This window comes from Acinetobacter boissieri (assembly GCF_900096955.1).
GTDB lineage: Bacteria > Pseudomonadota > Gammaproteobacteria > Pseudomonadales > Moraxellaceae > Acinetobacter > Acinetobacter boissieri.
In genome coordinates this window covers 206,801-223,418 of sequence record NZ_FMYL01000002.1, presented here as the reverse complement: position 1 = coordinate 223,418, position 16,618 = coordinate 206,801, and the positions used below count along the sequence as shown (strand labels likewise).

Here is a 16,618-nt window from a genome sequence, read left to right as displayed (position 1 = left end):
TCACACTATACTTACATCATGGTAGTGTGATTTTTTTACGTCTACGACCAAGCCAAATATGAAACGGAATAAGGCCAATCACTAAAATACCAACCCAAATATGTATGAGCTTAACAACCCCAATCCACCCCTCACCGCTGTAATACAAACCAACACCACTAAAAGCCAATAACAACATAAACACCAGTGTAGGAATACCCGATTTCACATTACGTTTAGTTTCTAATGAACGTTGAATGTGTATTGGAATGAGTGTACCAATTAAAATCAACATCATACTGGCGCACACTCCATGTAATTTTAAACTATAGACTGTCATTTCACTCGGGTCGTATCCTTTCCAATCTTGGCTATACGCAAAATACAAACCAGTCACACTTAAAATAAACCAGATCACATATAGCGTATATTTCTGAATTTTAGGCAATCGAATTGATGTTTTCATCATTCACTCTCAAATTTTTCTGTAATTAACCCTTGTGCCCCAAAACGTTTAAAACATTCATGATGAGTATTTTGGCTGAGTACCAACACTTTTGTTAAAGCATCTGCTAACCATGCCTGTGGTGCGATGACAGTAAAACTTTTTTCAGTAATCATAGACTGTTGTGTCAAAGGATGAATTAAATGTGATACTTGCTGATGATGATGGTTTTTTGTCGCAAAATAACTGCCTGAAGTTGCCATTGCACCCTCAGATAAACGTCCTAAATATTGTACCTGTTGCGGCTGAACAGGGTTACGGATATAAATGGGTTCCTCAATATTTCCCATCACACGTAAATCACCACCTGCATTAATTACAGCATTTGTAATACCCTGTTGTCGTAAACAATGTATCGCAAGATCTACTGCAAAGCCTTTTGCAATACCACCCAAATCTAAACATAAAGGCTGCTTAAACAATATTTTATGATCAGGAAGTAATATCATATCTTGTTGAGAGGCTCTCAGAAAAACTCTATTTTCATGTGCATGATGTGCTGGTAAAAAACCATAGTCGACTAAGATTGGTGCAATACTGCAGTCAAATAAACCATTCGAATAGTCATGTATTTTTTGGGCACGCTGTAATATTGCATACACCCAAGGGTGGGTTTGAACCGCATTTAAATGTGCTGTTGCATTGAGTTGATTAAGAGCACTGCTTTTATCATGAAAGCTCATTAAAAATTGTATTTCTTCAATCACTTGATATGCTTTAGATATAGCAACATGAACCCACTCTATAGCATGTTGCATCTTATTTGGCACATATACATGAATGTCTACAAAGGTACCTAACAACGGACGAGAGCGTGTTATTTTAATGATTTCAGTTCCATTGCATATAAAGCCATTGCACGATGCACACCATCTGTTAAATGTTTAGAAGACAATGTTGCACCACTAATATTTTTAATATCTTTACCTAATGTCAAAGCAGAACTTGCAGTTTTACCCACAAATTGATCACGCCATGATGCATTTCTGACTTGATCACCATATGTTTCTGTATATTGCATGACTTCAATCTGCTTAATACTGCCATTGGCATGAATCCCGACTGCATAAGTAATCATTTCATGCTTACCAATCACCTGATCTATAATCAGCCAATCGCCTTCTTTTGTTTTAAAAATTTGATCTGTTTTAAGTGCTGAATCAATACCTGAAATTTGCTTAAGTTGTTTAATTTGCTCTGGTTTCAATTGAATATTTTCCTTTATCAACATTTGATTTGGAAAAATAACTTGTTTCACTTGTTCAGTGGTGAGATATATTGTTGCGTGGGAAACAATAGGGGTTATAAGTAATGCTGTACCCAAAGAAGTTGTCCATTTCATAACCACTGGCCTTTATGTTTTTATTGGGCTGTATTTTTCATAATCTATCTTAAAGATAAATTAAAAGATTGTACAAAAATTAATAAAAATTTAAGAAAAAATGATAATCATTAACACTCAATAAAAAAGAGTAACCAAAGTGCTACGAATTTCATTACAAAAAACGATCTTATCTTTATGCTTAGCATGCAGTCTGAGCAGTGCTACTCACGCAGGTGAAGGCCTTTTTGGGTTTTTATACACTCTAGATATGCAACCTAAAGGTACATATGAATTTGAGCAACGTGCGGATGTCACACATGGACAACAAACAGGTTCATACAATTTAGGAATGTACCGCACTGCTCTCGAATACGGCTTATCAGATAATCTACAAGTTGCAGGCTATTTAAATGCCTACTCTATTCAAGCCAAGAAAAACTACACTAATCCAGACATGTGTGATGGCGATGCTAATCCGTGTAATGCAGGTTTTGGTGTGCCATCCAGTGCACACGATGCAGATTCATACAGAAAATTCACGGTTGATGGTGGCTCATTAGAGCTCATTTGGCGAGCAATTAATCCTGTAACTTCACCTGTTGGTGTAGGTTTATATGTTGAACCAACGCTTGGCCGACTTGAAGACTCTCTTGAAGTACGACTTTTACTTCAATCAAACTTTCTAGATGACCGCCTTATTGTTGCACTGAACTTATTATACGAACCAGAAAAAGAGAAGTACGATAATGCAGGTACGATTCGTAACTCTATGGGAGATATTTTATACGGTGCAAGCTACCGTTTTGCACCCAATTGGTCTGCAGGGATAGAAGGACGTTTACATACAGACCATGATGGTTATTTCTGGAATGAACATACGCAAACGGCTCACTTTATTGGCCCAACAATCCACTATGCATCACAAAAATGGTGGGCTACTGCAGCATGGCGCTACCAACTTCAAGGTAAGTGCTTTGCAGATGGCACAGCAGACTGTGCAACAGGCTATAACAAAGTTTCAGATAACCACGGGCGCAACCAATTTGTTGTTAAATTTGGCTTACCATTTGGTTAATAATTCAAATAAAACCTCTGAGATTTATTTTTCTCTCAGAGGTTTTCACCATCACAAGACCAAGTGATTACTGTTTTAATTCAACCAACATATACACCCAATCGAGTTCAGGACAGATATAACCTAATTGGGTAAGCGCAGCAGTTATTTGCCCTCTATGATGCGTTGCATGATTAAATACATGTAATAATGTTTGGCCATAGGGTAAACAATACTCAACGCCTGTAGATGACCTATAGCGTAAATCACTCTCTAATATAGATATTGGTATCGTCTCAATAAATGATTGCCACTGTACTGTTTTTTCTTGTAACCCAAGGAGTAGATCCATTTTATTTGGCAAAACCATTTGGTTTAACTGCCATCGAGGTGGTTCTAACTGATTAAATCGAGCAAACCACAATGTTTCACCCACATACATATGATTAAGCGTACCTAAAATACTATTAAAAAATAGACCTCGATCTTGTATAAAGTCTTGTTCAGACACCTGCATGAGCGTTTCATTTAAACGAGCAGTTGCCCAAATATGATAATCAGAAAAATGTTTTAATGTCTCAATGTCCAACCCAACCACCTTTGCTATGATGCAAGATACGAATAGCATACCGTTAGCAGTAAAACAAAAAATAGCCAACCCCAAATATAAACTCAACATGAAAAACCTTTATTTATTATATATTATATAAAAAAATGCACGTGCCTATAGCACGTGCATCCAAGCACTCAATTTATACTGTCACAGGGGTTAAAACTTCACGGCCATCTAAATGAGCCTTAATATTGTCAGAGACTAAATCTGCCATCGCTTGGCGTGTTTCATACGTACCACTAGCATAGTGTGGCGTTAAAACGACATTATCCATGCTCAATAATGGACTATCAACACAAGGTTCCACTTCAAATACATCTAACCCTGCCCCTGCAATTTGGCCTGTTTGTAAACTATGAATTAAAGCATCTTGATCAATCACTGAACCACGCGCAATATTAACTACAAAAGCAGTCTTTTTCATTTTCGACAACACGTCTGCATTTAAAATATGTTGAGTTTGACCTGTACTTGGAAGTGCAAGCACCAGTACATCGGCTTGTTTAGCCAATTCATCTACGCTGTCTACATAACGATATGACACATGTGATTTTTTACTACGGTTATGATAAACAATTTCCATACCTGCCGCTTCAGCACGTTTTGCAATCGCTTCACCAATATTTCCCATACCTAAAATCGCACAAACTTTTCTTGCTGTATTTCGAGTCAGTGGATACTCTGCTTTGGCCCACTGCCCTGTTCTTACAAAACGATCTGCTTGTAAAAGCTGTCTAGACAATGCATATGTCATCATCATGGCTGTATCTGCAACACAGTCATTCAAAACATTTGGGGTGTTCGTTACAACAATATTTTTTTGGTTTGCATATGCCACATCAATGCTGTCAAAGCCCACACCGAAACTGGCAATAATTTTTAATTCAGGCAATTGGTCTATTAACGCTGCTCGAATACCTACATTATTACTCGTAGCCACAATGTTAAAAGTATGACCATGTTGTTTTAAAAAATTACTGGGATCTTTCTCTAGTACAAGCTGATGTACTGTACTAAATGTGGCTTCTAGTGCCTGAATATAAATCTCAGATTGCGTACCAAGGAGTAATATTTTTGTATCTATTTTGCCAGCCATGTTGAGCTCCGTTATATGAGAGGTGAGTTTTATTGCTTTATTTGACTATGCCTTAAAAAGTAAGCAGATGCTACATGTAAACACTAAAAATGATTAAAATAAAATCAAATATAACAATAGACTGGACCATACAAAGTGGTTAAAAAATAATAGATTAAATGCTTTTTATTTACTCAAGATTGGCATGTATCTATACAACCTATTTATTCAACGTTTTTTATAGTAAAGTCACTTCACATTGTTCTAGTTTTTTATTAAATTTAAGGCCTGCTTGTGTCAACACTCAATCAAATTTTTGAAAATATTGCAGCACATACACCCATGATGCAGCAGTATCTAAATGTAAAAATCCAACACCCGCATAGCTTATTATTTTATCGTATGGGTGATTTCTACGAATTATTTTTTGATGATGCAAAAAAAGCTGCCAAACTACTCGGTATTACCCTCACTCATCGAGGAAAAAGTGGTGGTGACCCTATTCCTATGGCTGGCGTACCTCACCATGCAGCAGAAGGTTACTTGGCTAGACTTGTTAAACGTGGTGAAACCGTTGCGATTTGTGAACAAGTCGGCGAAGTCACAGGCAAAGGGCCTGTAGACCGACAAGTTGTACGTATTTTAACCCCAGGTACACTGACTGATGATGCACTGTTAAATAGTACACAAACATCGAACTTAGTTGCGTTAAGTATTAAACAAAATCAAGTGGGTATTGCTTTACTCGATTTAAGCTCTAGCCTTTTTAAAGTACAACACATTGAATTTAAACCTGAATTACTTAGTATTGAACTGTCTCGGCTTATGCCAAGTGAAATTTTGATTGATGAAGATTTAATTGATGAAAACATCATAGATTTAATTAAAAAACAACAAGAATGCCCGATTACAAAACGTCCCAATGTAGACTTTAATGTTAAAAATGCACATAAGACGCTATGTGACCAGCTGAATGTTTCAACACTTGCAGGCTTTGGGATAGATCATTTACCACTCGCTCAAGCGGCAGCGGCAGCGCTCATTCACTACGCCAAAGAAACCCAAAAAACGGCGTTACCACATATTCAAGCCATACAGGTTGAACAAAGCCAAGACTTTATTGCTCTAGATCCTGTTACACGGCGTAATCTCGAAATTGTTGAACCGCTATTTGAACACGGTACATCTTTATTTGACTTGGTGAATGACTGTCAAACAGCAATGGGGGCTCGCTTATTACGCCGCACACTCATGCAACCGCTCAGAGACAGCGCAATACTCGAACAACGGCTCGATGCCATTCGCCATATGCTTGAGTATGACCATGAAAATAATATTAGAGCTCCACTGAAACACATTGGTGACATTGAACGTGTTTTAAGCCGAGTGGCTTTAGGGACAGCTCGTCCTCGTGATTTGGTTTTAATTAGACAAGCATGTGCTCAACTTCCCGAACTCAAACATACCTTAGAACCTTTACTCAGGTTAACGCCATCAACCAAGCTACTTCACTATTTAGCCCAAGAAATTGGTGATTTTGAATCACTGCACCACTATTTATTGGCTGCAATTGTAGAAACACCACCGGTGTTACTACGTGATGGACAAGTGATTGCAGAGGGTTTTGACCCAGAGCTTGATGAGCTCAGAAAAATACGTGACCATGCAGGACAATTTTTAATTGATCTTGAAGTCAAAGAAAAACAAGCGACAGGTATTAACACTTTAAAAATTAGCTACAACCGTGTCAGTGGCTATTACATCGAACTTTCAAGAGCGCAAGCTGAGCAAGCGCCCACACACTATATTCGCAGACAAACGCTTAAAAATGTTGAGCGTTATATTACACCTGAATTAAAGGCCTTTGAAGATAAAGTGCTCTCTAGCGAATCACGTGCTTTAGCCCGTGAAAAAATGCTGTTTGAACAGATTCTTGAACAACTGCGTAGTCATTTAGGTCAACTTCAGTGTATGAGTAGTGCCATTGCACAGCTTGATGTACTCAGTAATTTTGCTCATCAGGCAAGACTTAACCATTGGACACAACCTGACTTTACTGTAGAAACAGGCATACACATTACTGCAGGTCGTCACCCTGTGGTCGAATCACTCAATAAAAGTCCGTTTACACCCAATAATACCCATTTAGACCATCAACATCGTTTGGCTATTATTACAGGGCCGAATATGGGCGGTAAATCTACATTTATGCGCCAAACAGCACTGATTACCTTATTGGCACATTGTGGTAGTTTCGTGCCTGCTGAACAGGTTTTACTTGGCCCAATAGACCGTATTTTCACACGTATTGGTTCAGCAGATGACTTGTCTACAGGCAAATCTACATTTATGGTAGAAATGACAGAAACATCTCAAATTTTACACCATGCAACACCGCAGTCTTTAGTACTGATGGATGAAGTTGGGCGTGGTACAAGTACCTATGATGGCTTATCTTTAGCATGGGCATGTGTACTCGACTTATCGAAGCGTATTAAATGTTTATGCTTATTTGCGACCCATTATTTTGAACTGACCGAACTCGGTTCAGACCCCAATATAGATAATTATCATGTGACTGCCAAAGAAATAAATGGCAACCTCATTTTACTACACAAAGTACAAACAGGCCCTGCCAGTCAAAGTCATGGTTTGCAAGTAGCAAAATTGGCAGGTATTCCAAACAATGTCATCAAAGAGGCTCAAAAAAAGCTCAAGCTGTTAGAGAAACAACAGCTCTCTATGCCAAATACAGCACAACAAAGTGACCTATTTAGCCAAATTGAACCTGAAGTGCTTGAAAAAGTCATTCACATTGAAACACCCTCACGCATCGATCAAATGGTTCGTGAGCTAGATCTCGATGACATGACTCCCAAACAAGCACTAGAAAGACTTTATGACTTGAAATCTAAGCTTTAATCAGACAAAAATCTCGTACTTACACCATCATAAGTACGAGATTCAATATATTATTTAATGCTTAGAATATCGGTTAATCGACTTTGCACATGGTGCAAGGCATGCGCATAACCTTGTTCATAAACCTGTGCCTGATGTGTGGCTTCGTGCCAGTGTTGGGCATACTCTTGTTCTAACTCCTTCATGAAACGTTGTAACTTTTGTATTTTATGTTTGTTTATATCTTTAGCAATACTGGGTTTATGTCCACCACGCTTTGCGTTTTTAATTTGTTTTTGTTGATTTAATTCTGTTTTACTATTCATTCGACCATCCATATAAGCCATCTAAAGAACATCTCAAACAACCACACTATGAGCATGCAAAAATTTGTTTAAAAAAATATGACAATAACTTTTTTTTCACAATTTGAAACACACATTAGATGATATTAATTATCATTAATCAGAAAAATTCATATGCAAGTGCCTTATTCATAGATTTTAATAATTAATATCAATAAAAGGAATTGTTAGTTACCCCATTTTTTGCCTACAATATGAGAATCAAAAATCAACACCAAATTTTTTAGGTAGCTGTCGCTATGACCTTTGTTGTCACTGAAAACTGTATTAAATGTAAATATCAAGACTGTGTTGAAGTATGTCCTGTAGATTGCTTCTATGAAGGACCAAACTTTCTTGTTATTCACCCTGACGAATGTATTGACTGTGCATTATGCGAACCTGAATGCCCAGCCAATGCAATTTTTTCTGAAGATGAATTACCTGAAGGCCAAGAGGTATTTATTGCAATAAATGCAGAATTAGCAGAAGCCGAAAACTGGACTAACATTACCGAAATTGGTGAACAACCTGAAGACCGTGACGAATGGAATGGTAAAGCTGACAAATTACAATATTTAGAAAGATAAATTGAAAGACCAGTACTTACTGGTCTTTTTTTATTTATACACAAATTAATTATTTTTCTATTTAAAATATCACGTAAAATACGCTCAAGTCGTCTTCTCTCAACTTGATCTCTTCATATGACTGCACTACCACGTAAAAAGTCTTTTTTGTGTTTTACACTGTCATTTCTGTTGATGTCATGTCAATCAGTACAAGATCCTATTGTTGTTACACCTAAAAATATACCCTCTAAACAACTTATCATTGATACCAATACACCTGTTCGTGTAGAAAACACGACTTTAGCTCAGGCTAAACCCATACCGACAAGCTACACACAATGGTTAAGTCAAAAGAACCATGCTCAACAAGCCAAGGCTTATGAATCTTTTTTAGAAAAACACCATTTGGCCAATCTAATACCCTCATTCGAATTACTACGCACAGCAAGAGATTGGCAAAAATGCTTTGGACAAGAATATGCTGTACCTAGCCAAGAGCTTTGGCAAAATCAGATCGCTACACTCAATGTATTCAAACAGCTGATAGAACAGCATGTACTTAGTGATTTTGAGGTGACATCTGTCTACAGAGATTTGCCAACCAACCAATGTGTCGGTGGTGCAAGCGAATCACGCCATTTATATAACTCAGCAATAGACTTTAGAATTGGACCTTCAAACCCACAAGCCGCTGACCTAGAGCGTATTGCATTGGCTAAAGCTCAATTATGTAAATTTTGGCAACAATATGGTGCTGGCCTCAATATGGGTTTAGGCGTGTATGCCTCTGGGCAAATTCATATAGATACCCAAGGCTATCGAACATGGGGTGCAAATTTAAACCGTAATACATCTGCATGTACGTTTTAAGGCAAAAGGGAATTTTATGAGCAACCGTCTGAGTCATTTTTTACTGAGCCCAGAATTACTACCTTTTCATTTATGTGTGGTTGGCTTAATCACTATGAGCGCAATAGAAACCATTGGTTTTTATTTTGGGAAACATCCATTTTACTTTTTAAAATCAATCACTCCAACGCCTTTATGGCAAAGCTTTTCATCAGTGAAGTTCTCTAAACTCCTTATTTTACTTTTCTTTTTACTTAACTTTAGTTTTGCAGGCTACTTTGTCCAATTTGCTTATTTTTCCTACCAGAAAAGTTTTAGCACCATGCTATATGTCTTACCATTGACTACGATTATTGCAACTTTTTTTACCATATTTATGGTGCATTGCTTAAATCAAGTCATCACACCACGTTATCGCTATAAAGCGCCGAATTTAGTGGGTCGACTGGCAACCATTTCGAATGGTCAAGCTTCAAGTACTCGTCATGCCGAAGCAAGAGTACGAGATGAATATGGAAAATTACACTATATTCAGGTCTTTGCCGACTTTGGTACAATACCTATACGTAGCCAAATTATTATTGTGAAAGCATCTCGTCAATTTTATATTGCAAAAAAGATCAGTGATTCGCACCACTTATTTGATACCCAACATATCACACAGTAGCAGTGAGGTTTCCCACTGCTCCTTCTACACTCATTCTAATGTGATGATGTTATGTCGTCTGTGGTTTTTTTGACAGCAGTAGCTTTACGTTCAACAGCAAAATGATTAAAGAAAATATTTAAAAATACCGCAACAATACAAGTTGTGCTAATCCCCGAATGAAATAATGTTTGTACCCATTTTGGGAAGTGCATAAAAAAGTCAGCACTAATAATGGGGATCATTCCTGCTGAAATGGCAACAGCAACAATAATAAGGTTTTTTTGCTCACGAAAATCAACTTGTGCCAAGGTACGAATACCGCTAGCTGCCACTGTACCAAATAATACGAGCCCAGCACCGCCAAGTACAGGCGTTGGAATTGCAGCAACAAAACGACCCATAATAGGTAATAAACCCAGTAATACTAAAATTGCACCACCTGCTGCAACAACAAAACGGCTTTTAATGCCCGTAATTGCAACCAAGCCCACATTCTGTGCAAAAGCACTTTGCATAAATGTACCAAAAAATGGCGCAACTGCCGATGACAGCATATCTGCACGTAAACCATTAGCAATACGTTTTTGGTCTGCCTCTGTACCTACAATTTCACTCACTGCTAAAATGTCTGCTGTCGTTTCAGTCAATGTCACAATCATCACAATACACATGGCAATGATTGCAGGCAGTTCAAACGTTGGCATACCAAACTCTAAAACACTAGGGAACGCCATCCAACTTCCTGTTGTCACTTTTGAAAAGTCACAGAATCCAAGTAAATAGGCGAAAAGTGTTCCAAGTACAATCGAAGATAAAACGGCTAAACGGCGTATTGCAACTGAACCGAACTTACTTAAAAGCAATAAGATCAATAGAGTCATGGCAGCCAAACCCAAATTTTCTAGCGAGCCCCAATTTGGTGCTTTATTATTTCCACCCATGACCCATCTCAAGGCAACAGGCAGTAATGACAAACCAATAATCGTAATCACACACCCCGTCACCACTGGTGGGAAAAATCTGACAATACGTGCAAAAAATGGCGCAATAATTAAACCAACAATTGCGCTGGCAAATACAGCCCCTAAAATGGCCTGAAACCCACCGCTAGATGTACCAATCGCAATCATGGTTGCCACACCCGCAAAAGATACCCCTTGTACCAAAGGCAATTTTACACCAAACCATTTCACACCAATCGTTTGCAGCAATGTTGCTAAACCGCCTACAAATAAAGAGGCTGTAATTAGCATACCAATTTGACTGGCATTCAAACCAACCGCTGTACCCACAATGAGTGGTGGCGCAACAATACCACCATACATCGTTAATACGTGTTGTAAGCCATAAGCAAAACTCTTCCCAAGTCCTAAATATTCATCTTCTGGTGAAGAAAACCCTTTTACTTTGCTCATGGAAAACCCTATTTATTGTTTATTTCATGTAACACCTGAAGCAATAGCTGTGCCAAAGCCTCTAAAAAAGCACTATAGACAATGGTCTAATCTTATAATTCACCATTACAAGCCATCATTTTTTTTAAATACAGTTCATAATTTTGTTATAATAAAGTGACTTTGATTACATTGTTTTCTTGTGAAAAAACAGCATCAACGCCCACATATTCCCATTGGCTCACACTTAATTGTGAAGCACTTAGGCTACAGTCACCACGGCATATATGCTGGTCGGGGGCGTGTTATACATTATTCAGGTTTTGCACATCTTTTTAAAAAACACCCTATCGAACTTACTCAATTTAAAAAATTTTCACACGGTAAACAGGTTTATATTCGTACTTATCAATACCCAAAATTTTCAGGCAAAGCCATTGTACGGCGTATGCGTTCACGTATGCATGAAAATCAGTACCATCTCATTATTAATAATTGTGAGCATTTATGTAGCTGGGCCATTACAGGTGTAGAAAGTAGCCCTCAAGTGGTTAAAATGATGAATCGACTCACCACCATTGGCTATGTCAGCTCACTCATGAGTTATATGAATGGTCTGTTTATTACCATTGCAACAGCATGTTTTGCACTCGTACTTTATATCAAGAAAAAATTACGCGATAAAACTAAGCACAATTTTATAAAAAGGAACAATAAAAAATAAAGGCTTTTGATATATATCAAAAGCCTTTAGGTGTAGAGAAATAATGACTTATTTAACGTCAGGTTTAAAACTATCTTTTAAATCTAATATACGATTAAACACTAATTTATCCACACTATGATCATAGCGATCTGCAACAAAGTAACCTTCTCGCTCAAACTGAAAGCGATCTTCTGCAACTGATTGAGCAAGTGCAGGTTCAACCACTGCTTGTACCACATTCAATGAGTCTTGATTTAAATGCACCAAAAAGTCATCACCTGCATCTGGATTCGCTTCGTTAAACAAGCGATCATAAATACGAACTTCGGCAGGTATACCATGTGTCGCTGATACCCAGTGAATCACACCTTTTACCTTACGACCCTCTGGTTTTTTACCCAGTGTATCTGCATCGATTGAACATTTAAGTTCAATCACATCACCTTGCTCATTTTTAATGACTTCATCACAGCGTACAACATAAGCATGGCGTAAACGAACTTCACCGCCCACAGTCAAACGTTTAAAACCTTTCGGTGGTACTTCTTCAAAGTCTTTACGATCAATGTAAATATCTTGCGTTAACGGAATGACTCGTTCGCCTAAATCTACATTTGGGTGGCGTGCATGTACCAAATCCATCGCTTCAGGTAAATTGGTCAGGGTCACTTTTAAAGGCTCTAGCACCGCCATACCACGTGCTGCGGTATGTTCTAATGACTGACGAATACAGAATTCGAGCATTGCTACATCTACAATACCATCCGTTTTAGATACACCTACGCGCTTACAAAAATCGCGTAAACCTTCGGGTGTAAACCCACGGCGACGCATACCGACCACTGTTGGCATACGTGGGTCGTCCCATCCATTCACGTAACCACCTTCAACCAAACGGCGCAGCTTACGTTTTGAAGTAATCGTGTAGTCAATATTTAAACGAGAGGACTCATACTGACGTGGTACATCTTTTGAATGCACCTTAGCAATCACCCAATCATAAAACGGACGGTGGTCTTGGAACTCTAGCGTACATAAAGAATGTGTTACCCCTTCAATCGCATCAGACAGTGGGTGTGCATAGTCATACATTGGATAAATTTTCCATGTATTGCCTGTTTGATGATGTGAGGTATGTAAAATACGGTACAAAATCGGATCACGCATATGTACATTCGGGCTAGCCATATCTATTTTAGCACGCAGTACAGCCTGCCCTTCGCTATACTCCCCCGAACGCATTTTTTCAAACTGCTGTAAATTGTCTTCTACACTCACATCACGGTAAGGTGAATTTTTACCCGCTTCAACAAAGTTACCTCGGTTGAGTTTAATTTGTTCAGGTGTCTGTAAATCGACATACGCATCGCCTTGTTTAATCAGCACAACTGCCCACGCATAAAGTTGCTCAAAATAACTTGATGCATAACGAGCTTCACCGCTCCACTCAAAGCCGAGCCATTGAATATCATTGGCAATACCAGTGACGTATTCTTGTTCTTCTGCATCTGGGTTTGTATCATCAAAACGTAAATTACACTGACCATTAAACTCGTTTGCCACCCCAAAGTTTAAACAGATCGCTTTTACGTGACCAATATGTAAATAACCATTTGGCTCTGGTGGAAAACGTGTTACCACTGTTTGAGTACGCCCCTCGGCCAAGTCGTCAGTAATAATTTGACGTACAAAGTCTAAGCCGGCCTGTTGTTCTTGCTGCACAGACTCAGTAGAGGCTAGACGGTCTGTCGTCGGGTGATTAGGCAGATTTGAAACAACATCGTTTGGCTTCATAATAGATTATTCACTTCTATAAAGTTAAATTTTGACTAAATGGAACATCATCTTGGCTTTTTTCAAAGATAATTGATGTTTATACTTGCTATCTAGTTTACAGTTTGCTTATGCTTCTCTCAACCAAAAACCCATGGCGAATGTGCCCATGATTAGGAGATTATGAAATGAGTTTTCCTCTTGTCGAGTTAAACACCAATAAAGGACGCATTGTTCTTGAACTGAACAGTGATAAAGCACCAAAAACTGTGGCTAACTTCTTAGAATATGTTCGTGAAGGTTTTTATAACGGTGTAATTTTTCACCGTGTGATTGAAAACTTTATGGTTCAAGGCGGTGGCTTTGACGAAAACTTTAAAGAAAAGTCAACACGTGATTCAATTGAAAATGAAGCAGATAACGGCCTAAGTAATGATGTAGGTACTGTTGCTATGGCACGTACCCAAGCACCTCACTCTGCATCTGCACAGTTTTTTATTAATGTAAAAAACAACAGCTTCTTAAACCATTCAGGTAAAACCACACAAGGTTGGGGTTATGCTGTTTTTGGTAAAGTAACTGAAGGCTTAGACATCGTTGACAGCATTAAAGCAGTTCGTACAGGTAACCGTGGTTACCATGCTGATGTTCCTCTAGAAAATATTGTGATTGAATCTGCTAAAATTATTTCTGAATAATTACAGCACATCATCATAGTGACAACCTACCTATTTATTTCAGACTTACATTTGTCTGAACAGCACCCTCGACTGGTTCGGGGGTTCTTCAATTTACTTGAACACTATAAAGATAAACACACACAGCTATATATTTTAGGTGATTGGTTTAATGCTTGGATTGGTGATGACCAGCAAAGCCCTTGGTTAGATGAAATAATTGATCAATTACAACGCTTCCAACAGGCAGGCAATTGCATTTATTTTCAAGCAGGCAACCGTGATTTTGCACTGGGTCCAAAGTTTTTAAATCATTTTGCAGGGATACATCTACCCGAAACCTATACTGTACAGATTGCAACAGAAACCTACCGTTTAGAACACGGTGATGCGCTGTGTACAGATGATATTTCATATCAACGCTTTAAAAAAATCATTCGCCACCCTCTAATACTTTCAAGTTTAAAAAAAACACCACTCGCTTTTAGAAAAAAACTCGCCAATGGCTTTAGAAAAAGAAGTTCTCAAGCGCACCAGCATAAAAAACCAACAATTATGGATGTCAACTCAGATGCGGTACACCATGCCATCGCTCCTGTCAATTTTCTTATCCATGGACATACTCACCGCCCACAAATACACACTGTAGCGCAAAAAAATCGTATTGTATTAGGTGATTGGCGTGAAGATATTGGTGAAGCCTGTGTTTTAGAAGTATCTGAAAAAGGACTACAGCACTACTTCAAATGGCAATTTTAATTATATTTAAAGGCCTATAGTCATCGTACTGAACACTTTATATCTAATTCATTGATTAACTTATCTAGCTATTGCTTAATTTTTAAAAGCAGTTGGATATATATCTTTATATATTTCCACAATATTTTCTGGAGGTTGCCCTAGTAAATATTGTGCAGTTTTATTATAAAATAAAAATATAGATGAGCTTAAAATTAAGACTCCTGTTATAAATATACTCGTTTGGACATTAAAATTAACAGTAACCCAGCCCATAAATTGAATAGAGAACGGATTTAAAAAAGATGATAGAAAAGCAACCCCAGCGATCATTCTTGACAAATAATTTTTAGGTGTAGCTAGAGACCTTAAAACGCATATATTAATGTTAAAAATAATAAATCCAAAACCACCCATCACAAAATATAAAATATTTAAATAAATATTATTTGAGAGAGAGCTAAAAATAAAGCATCCGCCTAATAAGATTACGCCAATAATGATCGTATTAAACTTTCCAAAGGTATTTATCATTATCTTATTTAGAAATAAACTTCCCATAAGTATTCCAAAACAAAAAGCTGACTCTATATAAGAAATAAATAGTGGATTGGCATTAAAATTTGTATTAACCCATATTACAAGAGTAGCAGTGAAAAATGGAAATAACCCAGCATTCAATAACACACATGTTAATGCCATATCTCTTTCAGATTTTGTTAAAAACACACAAGCAATGCCATTAGATATATCTGTAAACCAGTTTTTTATATATTTATTAAAATTCCCTTTGATTTGATTGGTATCATCTAATTGTATTCTCAAAAATTTAAAAGATAGAATCAATGAAATTAAAACTAAAACAAACGAAATAATAAATACTAATGAGGTTCCACTTGTTGCTAATAAATAAGCTCCAAAAACTGGTGCAACCATGCTTAGGGTAGATTTAAGTGATGATCTAATAGAATATGCATCTGTAATTTCCTCAGGATTCGACAATATTCTAATCAAACTTGATCCTGTCGTATCCCGTAAACTAGATACTAAACTCATACTTATTAAAATGATTGAAAAAATATAAATGTGGAAATTCGAATGATAAGATAATACAGTTAATGCAAAAATGAAGATTAAATTTAAAAAGACACAGAACCTGTAAATTAATATTTTATCAAAATAATCAGCTATTGGTGATAATATTGGAGTGGAATATATTTCAACAAATGTTGATAAGGTAAATAATAAAGAAAAAATCATTATAGAATTAGTTTCTTTTAACGCATACCAAGAAATACTAATGCGAACACAGTTGCTGGCTAAACTGACCAGAACCTCACAAGCAAGAAAAATATATAAATTTATACTCAATCTCATTTTTAATGAATATCTCAAAATAAAAAATGATGGATTTTATGCCATCATTTTTTGGTGTATCAAAAGTATGCTGAATAAAAGACGGGTA

The 16,618-nt window shown here is 37.2% G+C and carries 17 protein-coding genes; 8 read left to right on the top strand and 9 right to left on the bottom strand.

All coding sequences use genetic code 11. The features are described 5' to 3' along the window. Positions 1 to 16 precede the first annotated feature (16 nt). From BLS38_RS03195 to BLS38_RS03185, 3 genes are read right to left on the bottom strand one after another with little or no spacing between them, the layout of a single operon-like run. Positions 17 to 445, bottom strand: a complete 429-nt coding sequence (locus BLS38_RS03195) for a hypothetical protein (RefSeq protein ID WP_092746893.1) — start codon at positions 443 to 445, stop codon at positions 17 to 19. Then, positions 445 to 1,287, bottom strand: coding sequence for an FAD:protein FMN transferase (locus tag BLS38_RS03190; RefSeq protein WP_280137745.1), 843 nt, complete (start codon positions 1,285 to 1,287; stop codon positions 445 to 447). The genes BLS38_RS03195 and BLS38_RS03190 overlap by 1 nt, the downstream gene beginning before the upstream one ends. A gap of 14 nt (positions 1,288 to 1,301) precedes the next feature. Then, positions 1,302 to 1,826, bottom strand: a complete 525-nt coding sequence (locus tag BLS38_RS03185; RefSeq protein WP_092746891.1) for an FMN-binding protein — start codon at positions 1,824 to 1,826, stop codon at positions 1,302 to 1,304. 139 nt (positions 1,827 to 1,965) lie between these two features. Between BLS38_RS03185 and BLS38_RS03180 the strand changes: the two genes are divergently transcribed. Beyond that, positions 1,966 to 2,883 (top strand): DUF6662 family protein, encoded by a 918-nt coding sequence (locus BLS38_RS03180; RefSeq protein ID WP_213030494.1) that lies wholly within the window; start codon positions 1,966 to 1,968, stop codon positions 2,881 to 2,883. A 67-nt stretch (positions 2,884 to 2,950) separates the two neighbouring features. On the opposite strand, the gene BLS38_RS03175 is transcribed toward BLS38_RS03180, so the two are convergent. Both BLS38_RS03175 and BLS38_RS03170 read right to left on the bottom strand, forming a co-directional pair. Next, positions 2,951 to 3,451 (bottom strand): DinB family protein, encoded by a 501-nt coding sequence (locus tag BLS38_RS03175; RefSeq protein ID WP_092746890.1) that lies wholly within the window; start codon positions 3,449 to 3,451, stop codon positions 2,951 to 2,953. Between the two features lie 163 nt (positions 3,452 to 3,614). After that, positions 3,615 to 4,571 carry a 2-hydroxyacid dehydrogenase gene (locus BLS38_RS03170; protein WP_092746889.1) on the bottom strand — a complete coding sequence of 319 codons (957 nt, stop codon included), beginning with the start codon at positions 4,569 to 4,571 and terminating at the stop codon, positions 3,615 to 3,617. A 321-nt stretch (positions 4,572 to 4,892) separates the two neighbouring features. Here BLS38_RS03170 and mutS point away from each other — a divergent pair, with 321 nt between their 5' ends. Beyond that, positions 4,893 to 7,472, top strand: coding sequence for a DNA mismatch repair protein MutS (gene mutS, locus BLS38_RS03165; protein ID WP_092746974.1), 2,580 nt, complete (start codon positions 4,893 to 4,895; stop codon positions 7,470 to 7,472). 50 nt (positions 7,473 to 7,522) lie between these two features. Here mutS and BLS38_RS03160 read toward each other — a convergent pair whose 3' ends face one another. Further along, positions 7,523 to 7,777, bottom strand: a complete 255-nt coding sequence (locus BLS38_RS03160; RefSeq protein ID WP_143230101.1) for a hypothetical protein — start codon at positions 7,775 to 7,777, stop codon at positions 7,523 to 7,525. 278 nt (positions 7,778 to 8,055) lie between these two features. On the opposite strand from BLS38_RS03160, the gene fdxA reads away from it, so the two are divergent. The 3 genes from fdxA (at position 8,056) to BLS38_RS03145 (ending at position 9,883) form a co-directional block, all read left to right on the top strand. Beyond that, on the top strand, positions 8,056 to 8,385 hold the full coding sequence (gene fdxA, locus BLS38_RS03155) for a ferredoxin FdxA (protein ID WP_092746887.1): 330 nt from the start codon (positions 8,056 to 8,058) through the stop codon (positions 8,383 to 8,385). A 174-nt stretch (positions 8,386 to 8,559) separates the two neighbouring features. After that, entirely contained in the window at positions 8,560 to 9,237 is a 678-nt protein-coding gene (locus BLS38_RS03150; RefSeq protein ID WP_092746973.1) for a YcbK family protein, read from the top strand. Between the two features lie 16 nt (positions 9,238 to 9,253). Next, a complete protein-coding gene (locus BLS38_RS03145) occupies positions 9,254 to 9,883 on the top strand; it encodes an OB-fold-containig protein (protein WP_092746886.1) in 630 nt (209 codons plus the stop codon). 35 nt (positions 9,884 to 9,918) lie between these two features. On the opposite strand, the gene BLS38_RS03140 is transcribed toward BLS38_RS03145, so the two are convergent. Beyond that, entirely contained in the window at positions 9,919 to 11,280 is a 1,362-nt protein-coding gene (locus tag BLS38_RS03140) for a nucleobase:cation symporter-2 family protein (RefSeq protein WP_092746885.1), read from the bottom strand. A 181-nt stretch (positions 11,281 to 11,461) separates the two neighbouring features. Here BLS38_RS03140 and BLS38_RS03135 point away from each other — a divergent pair, with 181 nt between their 5' ends. Next, complete coding sequence (locus tag BLS38_RS03135) at positions 11,462 to 11,983, top strand: lecithin retinol acyltransferase family protein (RefSeq protein ID WP_092746884.1); 522 nt, start codon at positions 11,462 to 11,464, stop codon at positions 11,981 to 11,983. A gap of 48 nt (positions 11,984 to 12,031) precedes the next feature. Here BLS38_RS03135 and BLS38_RS03130 read toward each other — a convergent pair whose 3' ends face one another. Beyond that, complete coding sequence (locus tag BLS38_RS03130) at positions 12,032 to 13,759, bottom strand: glutamine--tRNA ligase/YqeY domain fusion protein (RefSeq protein WP_092746883.1); 1,728 nt, start codon at positions 13,757 to 13,759, stop codon at positions 12,032 to 12,034. 167 nt (positions 13,760 to 13,926) lie between these two features. Here BLS38_RS03130 and BLS38_RS03125 point away from each other — a divergent pair, with 167 nt between their 5' ends. Both BLS38_RS03125 and BLS38_RS03120 read left to right on the top strand, forming a co-directional pair. Continuing rightward, on the top strand, positions 13,927 to 14,436 hold the full coding sequence (locus BLS38_RS03125) for a peptidylprolyl isomerase (RefSeq protein WP_092746882.1): 510 nt from the start codon (positions 13,927 to 13,929) through the stop codon (positions 14,434 to 14,436). A gap of 18 nt (positions 14,437 to 14,454) precedes the next feature. After that, the gene (locus BLS38_RS03120) at positions 14,455 to 15,174 is read left to right on the top strand and encodes a UDP-2,3-diacylglucosamine diphosphatase (RefSeq protein ID WP_092746881.1); all 720 of its coding nucleotides are present in this window, start codon (positions 14,455 to 14,457) and stop codon (positions 15,172 to 15,174) included. A gap of 75 nt (positions 15,175 to 15,249) precedes the next feature. On the opposite strand, the gene BLS38_RS03115 is transcribed toward BLS38_RS03120, so the two are convergent. Next, a complete protein-coding gene (locus BLS38_RS03115; protein WP_092746880.1) occupies positions 15,250 to 16,530 on the bottom strand; it encodes an MFS transporter in 1,281 nt (426 codons plus the stop codon). Between the last annotated feature and the right edge of the window lie 88 nt (positions 16,531 to 16,618).

What these genes read in the sequence shown, in the direction of transcription:
- BLS38_RS03195 (WP_092746893.1), bottom strand. Translation starts at nt 445, where the DNA reads ATGAAAACATCAATTCGATTGCCTAAAATTCAGAAATATACGCTATAT.
- BLS38_RS03185 (WP_092746891.1), bottom strand. Translation starts at nt 1,826, where the DNA reads ATGAAATGGACAACTTCTTTGGGTACAGCATTACTTATAACCCCTATT.
- BLS38_RS03170 (WP_092746889.1), bottom strand. Translation starts at nt 4,571, where the DNA reads ATGGCTGGCAAAATAGATACAAAAATATTACTCCTTGGTACGCAATCT.
- mutS (WP_092746974.1), top strand. Translation starts at nt 4,893, where the DNA reads ATGATGCAGCAGTATCTAAATGTAAAAATCCAACACCCGCATAGCTTA.
- BLS38_RS03160 (WP_143230101.1), bottom strand. Translation starts at nt 7,777, where the DNA reads ATGAATAGTAAAACAGAATTAAATCAACAAAAACAAATTAAAAACGCA.
- fdxA (WP_092746887.1), top strand. Translation starts at nt 8,056, where the DNA reads ATGACCTTTGTTGTCACTGAAAACTGTATTAAATGTAAATATCAAGAC.
- BLS38_RS03150 (WP_092746973.1), top strand. Translation starts at nt 8,560, where the DNA reads ATGTCATGTCAATCAGTACAAGATCCTATTGTTGTTACACCTAAAAAT.
- BLS38_RS03145 (WP_092746886.1), top strand. Translation starts at nt 9,254, where the DNA reads ATGAGCAACCGTCTGAGTCATTTTTTACTGAGCCCAGAATTACTACCT.
- BLS38_RS03140 (WP_092746885.1), bottom strand. Translation starts at nt 11,280, where the DNA reads ATGAGCAAAGTAAAAGGGTTTTCTTCACCAGAAGATGAATATTTAGGA.
- BLS38_RS03130 (WP_092746883.1), bottom strand. Translation starts at nt 13,759, where the DNA reads ATGAAGCCAAACGATGTTGTTTCAAATCTGCCTAATCACCCGACGACA.
- BLS38_RS03125 (WP_092746882.1), top strand. Translation starts at nt 13,927, where the DNA reads ATGAGTTTTCCTCTTGTCGAGTTAAACACCAATAAAGGACGCATTGTT.
- BLS38_RS03115 (WP_092746880.1), bottom strand. Translation starts at nt 16,530, where the DNA reads ATGAGATTGAGTATAAATTTATATATTTTTCTTGCTTGTGAGGTTCTG.